This is a genomic window from Candidatus Pantoea communis (assembly GCF_011752685.1).
In the GTDB taxonomy this organism is placed as follows: Bacteria; Pseudomonadota; Gammaproteobacteria; order Enterobacterales; family Enterobacteriaceae; genus Pantoea; species Pantoea communis.
The window spans coordinates 1-21,237 of sequence record NZ_VWXC01000010.1; the positions used below are offsets into that span (position 1 = coordinate 1).

The 21,237-nt window shown below is 55.0% G+C and carries 16 protein-coding genes and 1 other annotated feature; of the genes, 14 read left to right on the forward strand and 2 right to left on the reverse strand.

Translation table 11 applies throughout. From position 1 onward, the window contains the following. Nucleotides 1-149: 149 nt before the first annotated feature. The gene (gene robA / locus F3J37_RS14220) at nucleotides 150-1,031 is read right to left on the reverse strand and encodes an MDR efflux pump AcrAB transcriptional activator RobA (protein ID WP_034826193.1); all 882 of its coding nucleotides are present in this window, start codon (nucleotides 1,029-1,031) and stop codon (nucleotides 150-152) included. Between the two features lie 194 nt (nucleotides 1,032-1,225). Here robA and creA point away from each other — a divergent pair, with 194 nt between their 5' ends. Next, complete coding sequence (creA, locus tag F3J37_RS14225) at nucleotides 1,226-1,699, forward strand: protein CreA (RefSeq protein WP_166933982.1); 474 nt, start codon at nucleotides 1,226-1,228, stop codon at nucleotides 1,697-1,699. 48 nt (nucleotides 1,700-1,747) lie between these two features. Here the strand turns inward: creA and arcA are convergent, their stop codons facing one another. Then, on the reverse strand, nucleotides 1,748-2,464 hold the full coding sequence (gene arcA, locus F3J37_RS14230) for a two-component system response regulator ArcA (protein WP_034826183.1): 717 nt from the start codon (nucleotides 2,462-2,464) through the stop codon (nucleotides 1,748-1,750). A gap of 609 nt (nucleotides 2,465-3,073) precedes the next feature. Between arcA and F3J37_RS14235 the strand changes: the two genes are divergently transcribed. The 13 genes from F3J37_RS14235 to F3J37_RS14295 all read left to right on the forward strand — a co-directional run bounded on the left by F3J37_RS14235 (nucleotide 3,074) and on the right by F3J37_RS14295 (nucleotide 21,214). Beyond that, nucleotides 3,074-3,763, forward strand: coding sequence for a tRNA/rRNA methyltransferase (locus F3J37_RS14235; RefSeq protein ID WP_038649173.1), 690 nt, complete (start codon nucleotides 3,074-3,076; stop codon nucleotides 3,761-3,763). Nucleotides 3,764-3,965: 202 nt separating this feature from the next. Then, nucleotides 3,966-4,037 carry a thr operon leader peptide gene (thrL, locus tag F3J37_RS28015; RefSeq protein WP_128601299.1) on the forward strand — a complete coding sequence of 24 codons (72 nt, stop codon included), beginning with the start codon at nucleotides 3,966-3,968 and terminating at the stop codon, nucleotides 4,035-4,037. Next, nucleotides 3,973-4,095, forward strand: a sequence feature (Thr leader region). (Overlaps the previous gene by 65 nt.) A 26-nt stretch (nucleotides 4,096-4,121) precedes the next feature. Continuing rightward, nucleotides 4,122-6,584, forward strand: coding sequence for a bifunctional aspartate kinase/homoserine dehydrogenase I (thrA, locus tag F3J37_RS14245; RefSeq protein ID WP_166933984.1), 2,463 nt, complete (start codon nucleotides 4,122-4,124; stop codon nucleotides 6,582-6,584). A gap of 2 nt (nucleotides 6,585-6,586) precedes the next feature. Further along, complete coding sequence (gene thrB, locus F3J37_RS14250) at nucleotides 6,587-7,516, forward strand: homoserine kinase (protein WP_034827133.1); 930 nt, start codon at nucleotides 6,587-6,589, stop codon at nucleotides 7,514-7,516. 3 nt (nucleotides 7,517-7,519) lie between these two features. Beyond that, nucleotides 7,520-8,806, forward strand: a complete 1,287-nt coding sequence (thrC, locus tag F3J37_RS14255; RefSeq protein WP_034826178.1) for a threonine synthase — start codon at nucleotides 7,520-7,522, stop codon at nucleotides 8,804-8,806. A gap of 768 nt (nucleotides 8,807-9,574) precedes the next feature. Beyond that, nucleotides 9,575-10,069: a type VI secretion system contractile sheath small subunit gene (gene tssB / locus F3J37_RS14260; RefSeq protein ID WP_034826176.1), complete on the forward strand. Its 495-nt coding sequence runs from the start codon at nucleotides 9,575-9,577 to the stop codon at nucleotides 10,067-10,069. A gap of 27 nt (nucleotides 10,070-10,096) precedes the next feature. Further along, complete coding sequence (gene tssC / locus F3J37_RS14265) at nucleotides 10,097-11,629, forward strand: type VI secretion system contractile sheath large subunit (RefSeq protein WP_166933986.1); 1,533 nt, start codon at nucleotides 10,097-10,099, stop codon at nucleotides 11,627-11,629. A gap of 14 nt (nucleotides 11,630-11,643) precedes the next feature. Continuing rightward, nucleotides 11,644-12,993: a type VI secretion system baseplate subunit TssK gene (gene tssK / locus F3J37_RS14270; RefSeq protein ID WP_166933988.1), complete on the forward strand. Its 1,350-nt coding sequence runs from the start codon at nucleotides 11,644-11,646 to the stop codon at nucleotides 12,991-12,993. Beyond that, nucleotides 12,990-13,652: a type VI secretion system protein TssL, short form gene (gene tssL, locus F3J37_RS14275; RefSeq protein WP_166933990.1), complete on the forward strand. Its 663-nt coding sequence runs from the start codon at nucleotides 12,990-12,992 to the stop codon at nucleotides 13,650-13,652. The genes tssK and tssL overlap by 4 nt, the downstream gene beginning before the upstream one ends. Nucleotides 13,653-13,662: 10 nt before the next feature. Beyond that, complete coding sequence (locus F3J37_RS14280; RefSeq protein WP_166933991.1) at nucleotides 13,663-15,360, forward strand: OmpA family protein; 1,698 nt, start codon at nucleotides 13,663-13,665, stop codon at nucleotides 15,358-15,360. A gap of 16 nt (nucleotides 15,361-15,376) precedes the next feature. Continuing rightward, complete coding sequence (locus F3J37_RS14285; protein ID WP_034826164.1) at nucleotides 15,377-15,868, forward strand: Hcp family type VI secretion system effector; 492 nt, start codon at nucleotides 15,377-15,379, stop codon at nucleotides 15,866-15,868. Between the two features lie 199 nt (nucleotides 15,869-16,067). Next, entirely contained in the window at nucleotides 16,068-18,713 is a 2,646-nt protein-coding gene (gene tssH, locus F3J37_RS14290; protein WP_166933993.1) for a type VI secretion system ATPase TssH, read from the forward strand. After that, nucleotides 18,713-21,214: a type VI secretion system Vgr family protein gene (locus tag F3J37_RS14295; RefSeq protein WP_166933994.1), complete on the forward strand. Its 2,502-nt coding sequence runs from the start codon at nucleotides 18,713-18,715 to the stop codon at nucleotides 21,212-21,214. Before tssH ends, F3J37_RS14295 begins: the two co-directional genes overlap by 1 nt. The last annotated feature ends 23 nt before the right edge of the window (nucleotides 21,215-21,237 follow it).

The following is a 21,237-nucleotide window of genomic DNA, read 5'->3' on the forward strand; positions in this document are numbered from 1 at the left end:
TATGAACGATATCGAGAGCCTGACTGAGAAGCATAAAAAAATCCGTAATCCCTGAGAGATTACGGATTCTTGCAGAACTGCCGGATCGTTCAACCGATCATTTTTGTCTTAACTGATCGGCATTACGTCATCATGACGGCATTTTCATATCAGCGATTCTGCTGAGGGCGAATGGGAATCAGGTATTCGCAACGGATTTCCGTTGGCGGCTCGCTGCGTTTCTTACCACCGTGGGTAAAGAAGCGCTCAATATCCTGGCCCTGACGACGCACCAGACCCAGCGTTGGCATGCAGGTGCCGTACAGCAGCAGGATAAACTCACCCAGCGCGCTACGGGCGCCGTTATAGGTGAACTGCACGTAATCCCCGGCTTCGAGAATCACATTCTGATTCGACTGCATGCTCAGTGCCTGTTGATCGGCAGGCACCGCAGTGGTGTAGAGAATCTCCTGCTCATCATCCTTTTCATGGCTGGCACGTACCTGATGCAGACCGTACAACACCGGCGGCACGGTATCGGTTTCCAGCAGGAACTGCTTCCAGAAGTGGATACGCATTTCGTCACGGTAGCTGGAAATTTGCTCCAGCGTACAGGTGTAACTCTGCGTTTGCCCGACCAGCACCGTTTCCGGCAGCGTGACAAACGTGGCCTCTGGCATGTGGTGATCGTCGAGACGAATCGGCGGACGAATGCCGAAGGAGTTCCATTCCGATGAGCGACGATACCAGGCGGGCGTTTGATTAAACTGCTTTTTAAACGCACGGGTAAAAGTCTGCTGTGAATCGAAGCGGTATTGTAAAGCGATGTCGAGGATCGGGCGGCTGGTCAGGCGCAAGGCCACAGCGGCTTTCGACAGGCGACGCGCGCGGATGTAAGCGCCGATGGCGTGGCTCGTCACTTCCTTGAACATACGCTGCAGGTGCCACTTGGAATAGCCCGCTTTCAACGCAACATTATCTAATGAAAGGGGTTGATCCAGATGGCTCTCCAGCCAGACAAGCAAATCGCGAATGATACCGGCTTGGTCCATAAAACATCCTCATAACTCTCTGGTGGCGCAACTATGAAGTCGTCGAATAATAGCACGAAATGCACAAAAGCGTGGGGGCGGTTTGTCAATCGGCTGTGCTAAATCAATGCGGGCTACAACCCGTTTAGGTTTGGTTCCGGGTTCAATTGACAGTACATTACAGTCTCATCTATTCGATTGGCAATGGTAACTCAATGACAATAGCTCGCTTTCTTATAATCACGCTGGTAACGGGTGTGTTCAGCGCGGGTGTCCAGGCCGAGGAAGTTGGCTCGGTAGACACGGTGTTCAAGATGTTTGGCCCCGACCATAAGATCGTGGTGGAAGCCTTCGACGACCCCGACGTAAAAAATGTAACCTGTTATATCAGCCGGGCGAAAACCGGTGGGATAAAGGGCGGATTAGGTCTGGCGGAAGATACTTCCGACGCAGCCATCTCCTGCCAGCAGGTTGGGCCTGTAGAGCTTAGCGATAAAATCGCACAAGGCAAGTCGCAAGGAGAAGTGGTCTTCCAAAAGCGCACTTCATTGGTATTTAAGAAGCTGCAGGTGGTGCGCTTCTATGATCAAAAACGTCATGCGCTGGTTTACCTGAGCTACTCAGATAAAGTGGTGGACGGTTCGCCGAAGAATGCGCTGAGCGCGGTGCCAATCATGCCGTGGCATTGAGGCATAAAAAAACGCCCTGATGGGCGTTTTTCTTTTACTGCAGCAAACTTAATCCTGCAATTCACCACAGAAGCGATACCCTTCGCCATGAATGGTGGCGATGATTTCTGGCGTATCCGGGGTGGATTCGAAATGCTTACGAATGCGGCGGATGGTGACATCCACGGTGCGGTCATGCGGCTTCAGCTCACGACCCGTCATCTTCTTCAGCAGATCGCCACGGGTTTGAATCTTGCCCGGGTTTTCGCAGAAGTGCAGCATCGCGCGGAACTCACTGCGTGGCAGCTTATACTGTTCACCGTTCGGGCTGATCAGCGAGCGGCTGTTAATATCCAGCTCCCAGCCGTTAAAGCGATAGCTTTCAACCGCGCGACGTTCTTCACTTGGCATCGCCAGATTCATGGTGCGCGATAACAGGTTGCGTGCACGAATCGTCAGCTCACGTGGGTTAAACGGTTTAGTGATGTAATCATCGGCGCCAATCTCCAGGCCGAGGATTTTATCTACTTCGTTATCACGACCTGTCAGGAACATCAGCGCAACGTTTGCTTGTTCACGCAATTCGCGTGCCAGCAGCAAACCGTTTTTGCCTGGCAGGTTGATATCCATGATCACCAGATTGACGTCATTTTCCGTCAAAACCTGATGCATCTCGGCGCCGTCGGTGGCTTCATAGACCACGTAACCTTCCGCCTCAAAAATACTTTTGAGGGTGTTACGCGTGACCAGTTCGTCTTCAACGATAAGAATGTGCGGGGTCTGCATGTTTCGCTACCTAAAATTTGCCAACAAATCGAAAACAGGGCGTACGATGGCTGCGTTTACTGTTCATCAAAACAGCGTGCCTTACGCAACCGGTGTACGAAATAATCTTCGGAATACACCATCCATCTATGTCAACTTCAGTGTTAGCTCAGCCAGTCAGGATGAATATTTGCGTGCCCCGTGGGTATCGGACTGGCGCTTATCCTAACCGTATTAACAGCAACCTAACAGCACCAACAACAACCGATAAGCATAAAAACAACGCTTCGTTGACTTATATCAAATGCAAGTGTAGCACGTTAACACTTTTATGAAAAACTTCTCCAGGAATGCCAGCTTAGCTCACAAAAAGCAGCATTTTTGCTACATTTTGGCTGCATAACGGTAAAACTAAAACCTGCAGGAAATAATATTTTAATAATATGAAAAACAATAGATTTATATTAATTAAGCGTGGAAATTTTAGTTATATCCCACAATATCTTCTCCCCATCGCTTTTATCCTCTTTTAACATCCTTAACATCTTATTTTCTCTTGTCCGTGCGGTTGGTATTTTTGCCACTGCATGCCAACATAGGGCGAGTTGTTAACAGTTCGATGGAAAAATCATGCATTTCCCCCTAATCCTTGTCTCACCCGCCCGTCCGGAAAATATCGGCGCGGCCGCTCGTGCCATGAAAACCATGGGTTTTAGCGAACTGCGTATTGTCGCCAGCGATGCCTGGCAAGACCCGGCTGCGCGTCGTGTTGCGCACGGTGCCGGTGAGATTCTCGATAATGTTAAAACCTACGCCACGCTGAGTGAGGCGCTGGCCGATGTCGATTTCTCGGTCGCCACCACCGCCCGCAGTCGTGCGAAGTTCCGCTACTACGCCACGCCGGCGCAAGTCGAAACCATTCTGCAGGAGAAGCGCCAGTGGCTGAGCCGAATCGCGCTGGTATTTGGTCGTGAGGACAGTGGCTTAACCAATGAAGAGCTGGATCAGGTCGATCTGCTGACCGGCATTCCAATGGCCAATGATTACCCTTCACTCAACCTCGGACAGGCGGTGATGGTGTACTGCTATCAGCTGTCGGCGCTGAATCAGGTCGCGGCAGAAGTGAAAGAGGTGGCGAACGAACATCAGCTGCAGGCGCTACGCGAACGTTTCCATCAGCTGCTGGTGAAACTGGAAGTGAGCGACGATGCCAAAATGGCGGACTGGATCGATCAGCGCATTGGCCTACTGGAACAGCGCGATAGCGCCATGCTGCATCGTCTGCTACATGATGTAGAAAAAAAACTTATAGATAAATAATCGGTGAATATCGTTTTTAATAGTGACTGATCGGGAAACAGGGCGTTCAGTCGAACGATCCTAATATGTTTTACGCGCAGACACCGAACTCTGCGCAGTCGCCTTAAAATGGCGGCTAAGACAAATTCGTTGACTTAACGTGCGCTTTGCTTTACTTCTGGAAGGCAGACGGACAAGACAAAGACAGACAGAAAAAATCTCAATGCGTAATCACAGCCTGAACACCACAATTATTATTACCACCACCATTACCACAGGTAACGGTGCGGGCTGACGCATACAGGAAAAACAAAGAAAAAAGCCCGCACCTAAACAGTGCGGGCTTTTTTTTCGGCAAAAATTCAGGAGAGCTTCAATCATGCGAGTGCTGAAATTCGGCGGAACCTCAGTAGCCAATGCGGAACGTTTTCTCCGCGTGGCAGATATTCTGGAAAGCAACGCGCAACAGGGACAGGTTGCCACCGTGCTCTCTGCGCCAGCGAAAATCACCAATCATCTGGTGGCGATGATTGAGAAAACCATTAGCGGCCAGGACGCACTGACGAATATCAGCGATGCCGAACGGATTTTTGCCGACCTGCTGCAGGGCCTGGCGGAGACTCAGCCGGGCTTCGATTACGATGGCCTGAAAACCCGCATTGAGCTGGAATTTGCCCAGCTGAAACAGGTGCTGCATGGCATCAGCCTGCTGGGCCAGTGCCCGGATGCGGTGAATGCCGGCATTATCTGTCGTGGTGAGAAGCTCTCTATCGCCATCATGGAAGCGCTGCTGCAGGCGCGCGGCCACAAAGTCACGGTGATCGACCCGGTGGAGAAACTGCTGGCCGTTGGTCACTACCTCGAATCCACCGTGGATATCGCCGAGTCAACCCGTCGCATCGCGGCCAGCCAGATCCCAGCCGATCACATGATCCTGATGGCGGGATTCACCGCCGGTAACGAGAAGGGCGAACTGGTGGTGCTGGGCCGTAATGGCTCTGACTACTCGGCGGCGGTGCTGGCTGCCTGCTTGCGTGCGGACTGCTGCGAGATCTGGACTGACGTAGACGGTGTTTACACTTGCGATCCACGCCAGGTGCCGGATGCGCGACTGCTGAAGTCGATGTCCTACCAGGAAGCGATGGAACTGTCTTACTTCGGCGCGAAAGTCCTTCATCCTCGCACCATTGCTCCGATTGCCCAGTTCCAGATTCCTTGCCTGATCAAAAACACCGCCAACCCGCAAGCACCCGGCACCTTAATCGGTGGGGAAGGCGAGCTGGATGAGAACCCGGTGAAAGGCATCACCAACCTGAATAATATGGCGATGTTTAACGTCTCCGGTCCTGGTATGAAAGGCATGGTCGGCATGGCGGCGCGTGTGTTTGCCGCGATGTCGCGCACCGGTATCTCGGTGGTGCTGATCACCCAATCCTCTTCTGAATACAGCATCAGCTTCTGCGTACCGCAGAGCGAGCAGGCGCGTGCGCGCCGCGTATTGGAAGAAGAGTTCTATCTGGAGCTGAAAGATGGCCTGCTGGATCCACTCGATGTGCTGGAGCAGTTGGCGGTGATTTCCGTGGTCGGCGATGGCATGCGCACCTTGCGCGGCATCTCCGCCAAATTCTTCTCGGCGCTGGCGCGTGCCAACATCAATATCGTGGCGATTGCCCAGGGCTCTTCCGAGCGTTCCATCTCGGTGGTGGTGAGCAATGATGAAGTGACCACTGGCGTGCGCGTGGTGCATCAGATGCTGTTCGCTACCGACCAGGTCATCGAAGTATTTGTGGTGGGCGTGGGCGGTGTCGGTGCGGCGTTGCTGGAGCAGTTGCATCGTCAGCAGGCGTGGTTGAAAGAGAAACATATCGATCTGCGCGTGTGCGGTGTCGCCAATTCTCGCGCTCTGTTAACCAATGTGCACGGCATCGATCTCAGCGACTGGAAAGGCGCGCTGAGCGAAGCCAAAGAGCCGTTCAATCTCGGTCGTCTGATGCGTCTGGTAAAGGAGTATCACCTGCTGAACCCGGTGATTGTGGACTGTACTTCCAGCCAGGCGGTGGCCGATCAATATGCTGACTTCCTTGCTGAAGGTTTCCATGTGGTGACGCCGAACAAAAAGGCCAATACCTCGTCGTGGAATTACTATCAGCAGATGCGTGCGGCCGCGGCGAAATCGCGTCGTAAGTTCCTGTACGACACCAACGTCGGTGCTGGTCTGCCGGTGATCGAAAACCTGCAAAATCTGTTGAATGCCGGTGACGAGCTGATCAAATTCTCCGGTATCCTCTCCGGTTCGCTCTCCTTTATCTTCGGTAAACTGGATGAAGGCGTATCGTTATCAGAAGCCACCAAAACAGCCCGTGAGATGGGCTTTACCGAACCGGATCCGCGTGACGACCTCTCCGGTACCGATGTGGCGCGTAAACTACTGATTCTGGCGCGTGAAGCGGGTCATCAACTGGAGCTGAGCGATATCGAGATTGAGCCGCTGCTGCCAGCTGAACTCACCGACATCGCTGACGTTGAGCAGTTTATGGCCCGCCTGCCGGAACTGGATGATGCTTTTGCCGCCCGCGTTGCCAAAGCGCGTGATGAAGGTAAAGTGTTACGCTTCGTCGGGGCCATTGAAGAAGGCGGCGTCTGCAAAGTGAAAATCGATGCGGTGGACGGTAACGATCCGCTGTACAAAGTGAAGAACGGCGAGAACGCGCTGGCGTTTTACAGCCGCTATTATCAGCCGATCCCGCTGGTTCTGCGTGGATACGGCGCGGGGAATGATGTCACAGCGGCCGGCGTATTTGCCGACTTGCTGCGTACACTGTCGTGGAAGTTGGGAGTTTGATGATGGTAAAAATTTATGCACCGGCCTCAATAGGTAACGTCAGCGTCGGCTTTGATGTGCTGGGCGCGGCGGTTTCGCCGGTGGATGGCACCCTGTTGGGTGACTGCGTATCGGTAGAAGCGGCCGACAGCTTCAGCCTGGTGAACACCGGGCGCTTTGTCAGCAAGCTGCCAACCAATCCGCAAGAGAACATCGTTTATCAGTGCTGGGAACGTTTCTGCCAGGCGATTGGTAAAGAAGTGCCTGTCGCGATGACACTGGAAAAGAATATGCCGATCGGTTCCGGTCTGGGTTCCAGCGCCTGCTCGGTGGTCGCGGGTTTAATGGCGATGAACGAGTTCTGCGGCAAGCCATTGAACGATACCGAGCTGCTGGCCTTGATGGGCGAGCTGGAAGGGCGTATTTCCGGCAGCGTGCACTTTGATAACGTCGCGCCTTGCTTCCTCGGCGGTGTACAGCTGATGATTGAAGAAAACGGTATCATCTCACAGGATGTACCGTGCTTTGATGACTGGCTGTGGGTGATGGCCTATCCAGGCATTAAAGTCTCAACCGCTGAAGCACGCGCGATTCTGCCTGCGCAGTACCGCAAAGAAGATGCCATCAAGCATGGCCGTCTGTTAGCGGGCTTTATTCACGCCTGTCATACCCGCCAGCCGCTGCTGGCGGCTAAACTGATGCAGGATGTGATTGCAGAACCTTACCGCACCAAACTGCTGCCGGGCTTCGCTGAGGCGCGCCAGGCGGCTGCCGACATCGGCGCGTTGGCCTGTGGTATTTCGGGCTCCGGTCCGACACTTTTCGCCGTTTGCAACGAGATGGCAACGGCACAGCGGATGGCAGACTGGCTGAGCCAGCACTATCTGCAGAACGATGAAGGCTTCGTCCATATCTGCCGTCTTGATACGGCTGGCGCACGTAACTTGGGATAACGCATGAAACTCTACAACCTTAAGGATCACAACGAGCAGGTTAGTTTTGCTCAGGCCGTTAAACAGGGCCTCGGCTCGCAGCAAGGGCTGTTCTTCCCGCTCGAACTGCCCGAATTCGAACTGACCGACATCGATGCGATGCTGGAGATGGATTTCGTCAGCCGCAGCAGCAAAATTCTCTCAGCTTATATTGGCGATGAGATTGCCGCGCACCAGCTGGCTGAGCGCGTGAAAAACGCCTTTGCCTTCCCCGCGCCGGTGGCGAAAGTCAGTGCAGATGTGGCGTGCCTCGAACTGTTCCACGGCCCCACGCTGGCATTCAAAGACTTCGGCGGCCGTTTCATGGCGCAGATGCTCTCTTATGTGTCAGGCGCTGATGAGCAGATCACCATTCTGACCGCGACTTCAGGTGACACCGGCGCTGCCGTGGCACATGCCTTCTACGGCATGGAAAACGTGCGCGTCGTTATCCTCTATCCGCAGGGCAAAATCAGCCCGCTGCAGGAAAAGCTGTTCTGTACGCTGGGCGGCAACATTGAAACCATCGCGGTGGAAGGCGATTTCGATGCCTGCCAGGCGCTGGTGAAGCAGGCGTTTGATGATGAAGCGCTGAAGAAAGCGATTGGCCTGAACTCGGCTAACTCCATCAACATCAGCCGCTTGCTGGCGCAGATTTGCTATTACTTCGAAGCGGTGGCGCAACTGCCACAAGAGCAGCGCAATCAATTGGTGGTCTCCGTGCCAAGCGGTAACTTTGGTGACCTGACCGCAGGCCTGCTGGCGAAATCCCTCGGCTTGCCGATCAAGCGCTTTATCGCTGCCACCAACGCCAACGACACCGTGCCACGTTTCCTGGGCAACGGCGAATGGCTGCCGAATGCGACAGTGGCAACCCTGTCTAACGCCATGGACGTCAGCCAGCCGAACAACTGGCCGCGCGTGGAAGAGCTGTTCCGTCGTAAAACCTGGCGCCTGACCGATCTGGTGTCTGGCGCGGTATCGGATGAGACCACCAAAGCCACCATGCGCGAGCTGGCGGAGATTGGCTATATCTCTGAGCCGCACGCGGCGATTGCCTATCGCATGCTGCGCGACAACTTGCAGGAAGGCGAGTTCGGCCTGTTCCTCGGCACCGCGCATCCGGCCAAGTTCAAAGAGAGCGTGGACGAGATTCTGGGTCAGGAATTGCCGCTGCCAAAAGAGCTGGCAGAGCGCGCTGAGCTGCCATTGCTGTCGCATAATATGGCGGCAGACTTCGCTGAACTGCGTAAGTTCTTGATGAAAGCTTAATCCCGTTCCTTTTGCTGCAAAAAAGCCTGCCGATTAATTTCGGCGGGTTTTTTTTTGCATTTCTTCCCTTCACGACGACGAGAATTAGCGGAGTTACATGTTTATTTACATTATCAGACTGGAAATTGGCTTAGCATGATCGCTTTAGTTAATCTTAACTATTGCTCTATTTACAGGTAGCCACACGCGCAAATAAGTACGGAAATCATTTTTAGTAACTAAAGAAACTATCAGGTCGGCAGAACATAAGTTAAATTTTGATTAGCAAACCTTAATCTCAGGGCCATTAAATGCGTGCTTCAGAACGCTTTTTTGTTATGGAATACAGATAAATCCTAATGTTTATTCTAATATTAAATTGCTTGCACTTGGTGATTATATATCGGCTAATATTACAATGATCTCATTTTTAAGGGTTTTTTCCATAATTGGCTAGAATGTTACTAAGTGTAAAAATGATTTCTTGTGTTTTTACCGTTTCGTTTCTAATGGATCTCTCGTTATCGTTGGCGCTACGACAAATTAATTAAGAGAACCTGTTACTTATTTTTTTTCACATTCTGTAACAGGTCGTCCTCCTCCGACCACAGACAGCATCCTTCAATCTGGTTAAAGTTCACCCCTCAACGATTTCGGCTATCACCGCTAGGTCATAGCATTACCTGCTCACTCTAACGGTAGAGCCGGATACTTTTTCTTTCTTCAATGACATGGCGACTTAATTCCGTCAGGGACGCGCTCGGTCAAAAGACAAAATTAGGTATTCACATGGCTAATAGCTTTCAGGACGAAGTACCCGCAGCACGCGTCAATATCAAACTGGATCTGCACACCGGTGGTGCGCAGAAAAAAGTGGAATTGCCATTAAAGCTGATGGTGGTGGGGGATTACAGCAACGGTCAGGACGATCGCGCCGTTTCAGAACGTGAAAAAATCTCGATTAACAAAAACAACTTCAACCAGGTACTGGCGGAGTACAACCCGAAGGTGAATCTCACCGTTGCCGATACGCTGGCGGCTGATGGCAGTGAAGCGTCAGTCAAGCTGGATTTTAAAGAGATGGCTGATTTTGAACCCGAGCAGGTTGCACGCCAAATTCCTCAATTGCGTGCGCTGCTCTCGATGCGCAATCTGCTGCGCGATTTGAAGTCAAACCTGTTGGATAACGCCACGTTCCGCCGCGAGCTGGAAAATATCCTCAAAGACGAAGCACTCAGTGATGAGCTGCGCGCAGAGCTGGCCGCACTGGCACCGAAAGCGTAAACGTCCGTTATCAGCAAGGAGCTAACTATGTCACAACGAGAAACTCAGGCGACCGCCAGCCCAGGCCATGAAACGCTGGATGGTGGCGTCTATCAGTCGCTTTTCGAGAAGATCAACCTCACCCCTGTCAGCCAGTTGAACGGCATTGATGCATTTCAGGATAACGATGCGTTGGCAGATACGTCTGCCGATGAGCGCGTGACCGCCGCCGTCAGCGTGTTCCTCAATCTGCTCAAGCAGTCATCGCAGAAAGTCGAGCGTCTGGATAAGACGCTGCTCGATAATCACATCAGCGAACTGGATAATCAGATTAGCCGCCAGTTGGATGCGGTGATGCATCATCCAGAATTCCAGAAAGTGGAGTCTGCGTGGCGCGGTTTGAAATTCCTGGTGGACCGTACTGACTTCCGTCAGAACGTGAAGATTGAAGTGCTGGATGTCTCGAAAGACGACTTGCGTCTGGACTTTGAAGACGCGCCAGAAATCGTGCAAAGCGGTTTCTATCACCACACCTATACCCAAGAGTACGACACACCGGGCGGGGAACCGATTGGTTCTACCATCGCCAACTACGAGTTTGATCGTAGCCCACAGGATATTGCGCTGTTGCGTAACATCTCCAAAGTGGCGGCGTCGGCGCATATGCCGTTTGTGGCTTCCGTGGGACCAGCCTTCTTCGGCAAAGAAACCATGGAAGAAGTGGCGGGCATCAAAGATATCGCCAACTACTTTGACCGCGCGGAATACATCAAGTGGAAGTCATTCCGCGACAGCGATGATGCGCGCTACATCGGTCTGACGCTGCCGCGCGTATTAGGGCGCCTGCCTTATGGTCCCGATACCGTACCCGTGCGCAGTTTCAACTACGTCGAAGAGGTCAAAGGCCCGGATCACGACAGTTACCTGTGGAGCAACGCCTCTTTTGCGTTTGCCGCCAACATGGTGAAAAGCTTCGTGAACAATGGCTGGTGCGTACAGATCCGCGGCCCACAGGCGGGCGGCGCGGTGACGGACTTGCCGATTCACCTTTACGATCTCGGCACCGGTAATCAGGTGAAAATCCCTTCTGAAGTGATGATTCCGGAAACCCGCGAATTTGAGTTCGCTAACCTCGGCTTTATCCCGCTTTCGTATTATAAAAACCGCGATTACGCCTGCTTCTTCTCAGCAAACTCGGCACAGAAACCGGCGCTGTATGACACCGACGAAGCCACGGCTAACAGCCGCATCAATGCGCGTCTGCCTTACATTTTCCTGCTGTCACGCATCGCGCACTATCTCAAGTTGCTGCAACGGGAAAACATCGGCACCACCAAAGATCGTCGCATGCTGGAGCTGGAGCTAAATAACTGGATCAACACTCTGGTCACGGAAATGACCGATCCCTCGGACGATCTGCAAGCCTCGCATCCGCTGCGTGAAGCCCGTGTGACGGTGGAAGACATCGAAGATAACCCCGGTTTCTTCCGCGTCAAACTGTACGCAGTACCGCATTTCCAGGTTGAAGGATTGGATGTCAACTTGTCGCTGGTTTCTCAAATGCCGAAGGCGAAAGCGTAAGTCAGGGAGCAACAATGAAGGTTTCACGCCCGCTGTGGATTGAAGGCGCATTTCTTGCGCCGCATCAGTTCCAGCAACAGGCGCGCTGGGAAGCGCTCACCAACCAGTGCATTGCACAGTTGAGTCTGACACACCCGTGGGGCGTGCTGAATGCGCGCTTCGATGGGGAGGCGCTGCGCGTTAATCGCCTGAATGCACAACATCTGGCGGTGCGTTTGCAGGATGGCACCCTGATTGACAGCGATCGTGCCGATTCGCTGCCTGCGGCGGTGGATCTGCAGCGGGCGATTCCCGCGGACTGCAATCAGGTCACGGTGCTGCTGGCGCTGCCACTGGAACACGCTAATGGCGGCAACTGCCAGACCGGTACGCAAGCTTCCGAGCGCCCGCTGCGTTACCAGCAGGAGTGGGTATCGGTGCAGGATGTGTTCGGCAATGAGCAAGAGTCGATTGCCGTTGAGCGTTACGCGCTCTCGCTGCGTTTTGACATCGATAACAATGACGAATACTTCACCTGTCCGCTGGTGCGCTTGCAGCGTGATGGCCAGAACGGATGGCAGATCGACAACTCGTTTATCCCGCCACTGCTGGCGTTTGGTGGCAGTGAGCTATTGCAGGATCAACTGAGTCTGCGCGTTGCGCAATTGCGTGCCAAACGCATGCGCTTGATGGGCATGCGCCGCGAGAATAATCAGCGCATGGCTGATTTTGCCGTGGCGGATGTTTCCCTGTTCTGGCTGTTGAATGCCCTCAACACCTACGAACCGGTACTGGTGGATTTTGAAGCCTCACCGATGATCCATCCTGAACTGGTTTATCGCGAACTGGTCAAGCTGGCGGGCAGCATGCTGACCTTTTCGCTGGAGCACGACATGGATGCCATCCCGCGTTATGACCACGCCAGGCCAGCCGAAGTCTTTCCCCCGCTGTTTACCCTGATCAGCACGCTGCTGGAAGCGAGCCTGCCATCCCGCGTGGTGGCCGTGGAGCTGGAGTTGGTGCGTGAGAATCAGTGGCGCGCCCAGTTGACCGATAGTCGCCTGCGTGAAGAGGCTGATTTCTACCTCTCCGTGCGTTCCGACTTGCCTGCGCATCAGCTGCAGAGCCAGTTCCCGCCGCTGTGCAAGATCGGTACGCCAGATGAAGTGAACAACATCATCAATGGCGCACTGAACGGCGTGCCGCTCATTCCGCTGAGCCACGTGCCAGCAGCGATTCCACTGCGACTGGAGAATCAATACTTTGCGCTGGATCTGGCGCATCCCTCTGCGGTCGCGATGCTCACGGCCGGCAGTTGTGCCATTTACGTTCCGGGCGTGCTGCCGGGCGTTAAATTAGAACTCTATGCGGTGCTGCGCTCATGAAACAACCACTCTCTATTGATGAACTGCTGCGCGACAGCTGGCTGCTGGTGGTTGCCCTGCGTAACGGCGATGTGGCGGAAGAGGGCGAAGCGCTCTATCAGCGCGGCGTTGAACTGGTTGAACAGACACGCCAGCGTCTGGCCGGGCAGGGGATTGCCAGCGAAGACAGCGACCATATTGCCTACGCGCAATGTGTGCTGCTGGATGAGACGGTGCTCAATCGCCCGCTAAACGACAACGGCTATGCCTTTTGGATGCGGACACCACTGCAGGCGCGTTTCTTTAATACGCTGCAAGGTGGCGAGCTGCTCTATCAGCGTATGCGGCAGGTGCTGGCGCAGCCCGCGCCAAACCCACTGGTGCTGAGCTGCTTCCATCGCGTGCTAATGCTCGGCTTCCAGGGGCGCTATCGGAATCAGCCGCAGCAGGAGCGTCAGGCGCTGATCGCCGAACTTGCTGCGCGAGTGCCGCCGTTTGATGTAGCAGAAGAGACCCCGATCCTCGTCCACGTTGGCCGCCGTTCTTCCGGACTGTGGCGTGGCCGTTCGCTATGGTTCTGGGCCGCGAGCGCGGTGGTCATCGTTGCCGTGGTGTGGTTTGGCCTGCATTACCAGCTTCAACAGTCATTGAGTGACTGGTTACAGGAATCACAGGGCTAAGGAGCAGCCGTTGAGTATCCTCTTGAAACGCACGCTATGGCTGATGAGCTGCCTGGCTGCGTTGATTATCTGCGTGGTTTTCCTGCCTGTGAGCCGAAGTGCGGCCTGGGCAGGTGCGGTGGCGGCCGGGCTGGTCGCGGCCATTGCCTGGTGGCGCACAGGTCGTGCCGCTCAGGCATTGCGTCATGCGCCTTTGGGAGAACAACTGGTCGCTGCACTGCCGGATGCAGGCTATCGTCTGCCGGTGGTGCTCACCCTGGGTGAAGGCGCAGAGGCGCTGTTTTCTGGCGAACCGGTGCGTGAAACCGCGCAGGGATGCTACATCCTCATTCCTCAGCCGGATCAACTGGCGCACTACAGCGAGATGCTGCTGGCGATACGTCCCGGCTGGAGCACACAACTGAGCGCGCTGCTGGTGCTGCAACCCGAGCAGCACCATGACCATCCGGTACTGGCGGCACAGCTGCGAGAATTTCGTTTTCAGGTACAACGCTGTGCACAACACAGTGGCCATGCGCTACCCGCGATGCTGGCTTGTCTGCTACAGGGCGCGACTTCGCCGTGGTTTAGCATGGAGGCCGCAGAACCGGGCGTGCGCGTGTGGGATGAGCAGCAACAGGGTACGTCACTTAGCCGCTGGGTAGCGAATGCAGATGACAGTGAAAAAGCGACACGACTGGCGCAGGGCGTGATGTTAAGCAGCCAGATTGCCTGGCTGCGTGAGCAGATTCTGCCGCAGTTCAGCGGCACTGAACAAGCCAGTGCGCCACTGCATCTGCACGCGATGGCGATGAGCTGGCAGCCCGAGGTGGCAGCGGTTCCGCGTAACCTGTGGCAGCAGTGGTTGCAGCAACGCACCACGCTGCGGGCGCAGGCCACCGATGCGGCTTCCCGCCATGGCCGCTTACCCGACTTTCTCCTGGCTCAACTGCCAGTGCGTCGTGGCTACTCACCCCCTCAGCGCGCCGCCGTGTATGCCCTGGCGTTGGTGACGCTGTTTAGCGTGATCGCGCTGGCGTGCTCATCGTGGAATAACCATCGTCTGCTACGCGCCATCGCCAGTGATGTCGCGCGTTATCGTGCAATTGCCATGACCAATACGGCGATAAAAGTCCCGGCATTAAACCAGTTACAGAACGATGCACGGCTGCTGGAGAAGTTTCAGCGTAATGGCGCACCTCTGCACTTAGCCCTGGGGCTCTATCCAGGAGAGCAGCTCTATCCGCCGGTTATGGCAGAGATTCGCGGCTACGTTCCCCCGGCTAAACCTGCCGTAAAAGAGGCGCCACGTCTGGTGCGTCTGGACAGCATGTCGCTGTTCGAGGTGGGAAAATCCACATTGAAGACGGGATCGACCAAAGTGCTGGTGGATGCCCTGATGGATGTTAAAGCGAAGCCCGGTTGGATGGTGTTAGTCACCGGGCATACCGACAGTACCGGCGATACGCGCGCTAACCAGCAACTTTCGCTGGCGCGTGCGGCCGCCGTGCGCGACTGGATGATCGCCACCAGCGATATCCCTGAAACCTGTTTTGCGATTCAGGGATATGGTGCAACGCGGCCGGTCGCCACCAATACAACCTCTGCGGGGCGGGCTGCTAACCGCAGGGTTGAGATCAGTCTGGTACCGAACGCAGCGGCCTGCCAGCCAGCTGCACGGCAATCAGACTTATCACTCTCGTCGCCATCAGGTGACAAAAACCCATAAACAACAGGAGTTAATCATGGCTATTCCAGCATACCTTTGGCTGAAGGACGACGGCGGTGCTGATATCAAAGGTTCCGTTACTGTACAGAACCGTGAAGGCAGCGTCGAAGTCGTGGCACTGGACCATGCGCTGTACATCCCAACGGACAACAACACTGGCAAGCTGACCGGAACCCGCGTGCACGCGCCGTTAGTGTTTACTAAAGAAGTCGATTCTTCAACCCCGTATCTCTATAAGGCGGTGACCTCAGGCCAGACCCTGAAATCGGCTGAATTCAAATGGTACAAAATCGATGATGCCGGTCAGGAAAAAGAGTATTTCAACACCAAGCTGGAAAACGTAAAGGTGGTGAAAGTGGCTCCGCTGATGCATGACATCAAAGATCCCGCCAAAGAGAAGCACAACCACCTGGAAGTGGTTGAGCTGCGCTATGAAAAAGTTATCTGGACCTACAAAGACGGCAACATCATTCACTCCGATTCCTGGAATGAGCGCGCCCAGGCGTAATGCCGCTGCGTGAGTAATCTCAGTGCGCCCCGCGTGGGGCGCCTGTTCTGCTGTTACGTACCTCACTGACATCAATGCGTCAGTGACTGGATTCATCGCACAACTTGCTGTTCTACCCCAACGAACGATCCTCGGTCGTGCGGTAGCCATGGCGCAACACGATGAATGCCCCGATTTTTTGCCATAGGACGGGACTATTATGGATATCTCTTCACCTGCTTTACTTCGCCGATTAAACCCCTTTTGCGCCCGGGCGCTGGACGCCGCCGCCGCGCTCTGCCAAACCCGCGCACACCGGGAAATTACCGTGGAGCACTGGCTGTTGAAACTGCTGGAAAGCGGTGAAGGCGATATCGTCACCGTAGCCCGCCGCTATGAATGGGATCTGGATGGGCTGTGGCAATCGCTGCTCAGCCATCTTGAGACCTTGCCGCACAGCGTCACTCAGCGTCCTCAGCTCTCTTCCGCGCTCAGTGGTTTGCTGCAATCCGCCTGGCTGGTGGCCTCGCTGGAAGAGAGTGCGACATCGATTCGCTCTGCACATCTGTTGCAGGCGTTGATCACCCAACCGGCCTGGCTGCACGCGCAACAGGCCTGGCCGCTGCTGAGTTTGAGCGCTACCCAACTGCAACGACTGCGTCCGCTGTTGGATGCCCAGTCAGAAGAGCGTCCCGAACAGCAGGCGCTGGCAGAGAATGATCGGGTGCTGGCGGATGACCGTGCTCAACCCGCGCTGAACGGCAAACAGACCTTATCTGAAGCGCTGCAGCAGGTACTGAACAAGTTTACCCACGACCTCACCGCACAAGCGCGCGCGGGCAACATCGATCCGGTTCTGGGCCGCGATAATGAAATCCGCCAGATGATCGATATCCTCTCTCGCCGCCGCAAGAACAATCCGATTATGGTCGGCGAGCCTGGTGTGGGTAAAACCGCGTTGGTAGAAGGACTGGCGCTGCGCATTGCCGAGGGCAACGTGCCGGAAAGCCTGAAGCGGGTCTCGCTGCGCACCCTCGACCTGGGTATTTTGCAGGCAGGCGCGGGGGTGAAAGGGGAGTTTGAACAGCGCCTGAAGAGCGTGATTGATGCCGTCCAGCAATCACCTGAACCGGTGCTGCTGTTTATTGATGAAGCCCACACCATTATTGGTGCGGGCAACCAGGCGGGCGGCGCGGATGCCGCTAACCTGTTGAAACCTGCGCTGGCGCGTGGCGAACTGCGCACCATCGCTGCCACCACCTGGTCAGAGTACAAACAGTATTTCGAACGCGATGCCGCTTTGGAGCGTCGTTTTCAGATGGTCAAAGTGGATGAGCCGGACGACGCTAACGCCACCCTGATGCTGCGTGGTCTGAAATCTCGCTATGCACAACATCATGGCGTACACATTCAGGATGCGGCGATTCAGGCAGCGGTGACGCTGTCGCGCCGCTATCTTACTGCCCGCCAACTGCCGGATAAGGCGGTGGACCTGCTGGATACCGCCAGTGCGCGTGTGCGCATGAGCCTCGACACGCAGCCGGAAGCGCTGATGCAGTTGCAGGCGCAGCTCGCCGCACTGGCGATGGAACAACAGGCGATTGAGGACGATCTGGCACTCCATCCACAAGCTGATGCCACGCGCCTGACCACACTGGCGGAACAATGCCGCGCGCTGCAAACACAATGTTCCGCACTCGAACTGCGCTTCCAGCAGGAAAAAGCGCTGGCAGAGCAGATACTGACGGCCCGCCAGCAGCCGGAGCAGGGCGCAACCTTAGGCGATTTGCAGCAACAACTCAGCACGCTACAGGGCAACGCGCCACTGCTGTCGCTGGATGTGGATGCGCGCAGCGTGGCAGAAGTGATTGCCGACTGGACCGGCGTACCGCTGGGCAGTTTGCTGAAAGATGAACAGACCAACTTGCTTGAACTGGAACAGCAGCTAGGCAAACGGGTGATCGGCCAGGATGCCGGATTGCACGCGATTGCTCAGCGTCTGCGAGCCGCGAAAACCGGCCTGACGGCAGAAAACGGTCCGCTGGGGGTATTCCTGCTGGTGGGACCGAGCGGCGTGGGTAAAACCGAATCGGCGCTGGCGCTGGCTGATACGTTATTTGGTGGCGAACGTGCGCTGATCACCATCAATCTGTCCGAGTATCAGGAAGCGCACACCGTTTCGCAGCTGAAAGGGTCACCACCAGGTTACGTAGGATACGGCCAGGGCGGCATTCTCACTGAAGCGGTACGCAAGCGTCCTTATAGCGTGGTTCTGCTGGATGAGGTGGAAAAAGCGCACCGCGATGTCCTCAATCTCTTTTATCAGGTGTTCGATCGTGGCGTGATGCGCGATGGCGAGGGGCGTGAAATCGACTTCCGCAACACCGTGATTTTAATGACCTCCAATCTCGGCAGCGATGCGCTGATGGCACTGCTGGAGCAGCAACCCGAAGCTCCGGCCAGCAGCGTTAATGAACTGCTGCATCCGATCCTGCGCGATCACTTCCAGCCTGCGCTGCTGGCGCGATTCCAGACGGTGATTTATCGCCCACTCGATGCGGCGGCGCTGCGTGAAATCGTCAGTATCAAACTGGGGCAGGTCGCCAAACGGCTGCAACGTCACTACGGCCTGCAGTGCCATATCGAAGAGAGCCTGTATGACACGCTGGTCAGCGCTTGTCTGCTGCCGGACAGCGGCGCGCGCAACATCGACAGCTTGCTGAACCAACAGATTTTACCGGTGCTGTCGCAAACGCTGCTGCTGCAACTGGCGCAGCAGGAGAAGCCGACGCACCTGACGCTGGGATTTGATGATGAAACCGGCATCACCCTGAGCCTGACGGCACAGCATGGGGAGAACGCATAATGGCGCTGGTAGATATCGCGACAAAAATCGGCCAGACCTTAAGTGGCTCGATGAACCGTTATGACCTCAGCGTGGAGGGCGGTGCAGCGGCGCTGGATGTGGAATCCTTTAAAGGGGATGAAGCGCTGAGTCGTCTTTATGCTTATGAGATCACTTTTAGCAGCCTCGACAGCGGCATCACGCCACAACAGATGCTGCTAAAAAACGCCAGCTTCAGTTTCAATGCGCCGGGTATGCAATTAGCGGTTTTTTCTTTGCCGAGTATGGAATCACCGCGTACCGTGCATGGCGTAATCACCCAATTTCAGCGCCTCTCTTCTTCGCTGGATGAAACCCGCTATCAGGCCACGCTGGAGCCACGACTGGCGCTGCTAGGCAATGCCAGCCGTCCGGCAATTTTCCAGAACCAGTCGGTGCCGGAGATCGTTGAACAGATCCTGCGTGACAACCACCAGTTCGAAGGCTGGCAGTTTGAGTTCCGCCTGCGTGGCACTTATCCGCGTCGCGAACAGGTGATGCAGTGGCAAGAATCGGATCTGGCGTTTATCGAGCGTCTGCTGTCTGAAGTGGGTATCTGGTATCGCTTTGAAGCCGACAGCCGCATGCAGCAAGAGATCGTGATTTTCGCTGACGACCAGCAGTTCTATCAGTTTGATGTGTCATTGCCGCTGCGTGCACTCTCTGGCATGAACGATGGCGCCACCGAATCGGTGTGGAAGCTCAGCAGCAGCCATCAGGTGGTGAGCCAGGCGGTCAAAGTCAAAGATTACAACTATCGCGATGCGCAAAACGGCCTGCTCACCGATGGTGATGCCGGTGCCGACAGCACCGCTTACGGCGAAGTCTATCGCTACAGCGATAACTACCTGACGCAAGGCGCACAGCAGGACGCCGAAACAGAAACCGGCGCCTTCTATGCCCGTTTACGCCACGAACGTTTGCTCAACGCGCAGCATCAACTGAGTGGAGCCAGCAACGCGGCTACACTGCAACCGGGGCAGATGCTGGAAATCATCGGCGATGTGCCACCGTTGTTTACCGCGGGCGTGGTGATCACTGCGATTAGCGCTCAGGGCGGCCGTGACGCGTCGTTTACGCTCAGCTGGCAAGGTATTCCTTACAGCGAAACCGTGGGCTATCGCCCGCAAGTGCTCAAACGCCCTACCATCGCTGGAACCTTGCAGGCACGCGTTACCAGCGTGACTGAAAATGACACCTACGCGCATCTGGATGAGAGCGGTCGTTACAAGGTGAAGTTTGACTTCGACCTGACACAGTGGAAAACCGGTTACGAAAGCCTGTGGGTGCGTCTGGCAAAACCGTACAGCGGCGATACTTACGGTTGGCATATGCCGCTGATCGCGGGCACCGAAGTGGCGATAGCCTTCGAAGCGGGCAATCCCGATCGCCCTTATATCGCTTATGCGCTGCACGACTCGCGCAATGAAGATCACGTCAGCGCCGCCAACCATAAGCGCAACGTGATTCGCACCCCAGCCAACAACAAGCTGCGCATGGAAGATGAGCGCGGCAAAGAGCACATCAAACTCTCGACCGAATACGGCGGCAAGAGTCAGCTGAACCTCGGGCATTTGGTGGATGGTGAACGCACGCAGCGTGGCGAAGGCTTTGAACTACGCAGTGACAGCTGGGGCGCGATTCGTGCGGGGAAAGGGCTGTTTATTAGTGCGGATGGTCAAGAACTGGCGCAGGGACAGGCGCTGGATATGCAGGCGGCCATCGCGCAACTGGAAAAAGCATTAGCATTGGCGCAGTCACTTTCTAAAGCCGCGGAAAATGCCAAGGCAGCAGCCAGTGATACCCACAGTCAGGAATCATTGAATAATGCGCTGAAGAAGCTAGTAGGAGCAGGCATGGTATTGCATGCCCCTGAAGGAGTCGGCGTTGTGAGTCCTAAAGCGGTACGAGTTGCTTCGGGTAATGAAAGCGTCGGCATAGCTGCGGGTGGAAATATAGATATCAGCAGTGGCAAGTCCTTTACTGCGTCATCACAAGAGTCAGTCAGCATGTATGCCAAAACCGCCGGTATTAAAGCTTATGCCGGAAAAGGTGATGTGGATATTCAGGCACAAAACGATGCCATGAATTTGTTAGCGAAACAGGCGTTTTCAATCACCAGCGTAGAAAGTAAAGTCACCATTGCGGCACATGAAGAATTACTACTGAGCTGTGGTGGCGGATATATACGGCTCAAGGACGGTAATATTGAACTGGGTTGTCCAGGCAATATTCTGCTGAAAAGCAGCAATGTGCAGAAAATGGGATCGGCTAATATCAATATCACGCCACCTGAATTACCAACGGGCTACAGCGAATATTTCACCGCCATTGATGAAACCAGTGGTCAGATAATTCCTAATAAGCATTATCGTATTACCACTGGAGAAGGGGATGTTTACGAAGGGTATACCGATGACGAAGGAAATACGGCAGAAATCTCAACGGTAATGCCTAACAGCATCAAAATTGAATTTCTTTAACTGATTGTCCTGATTAACGATAA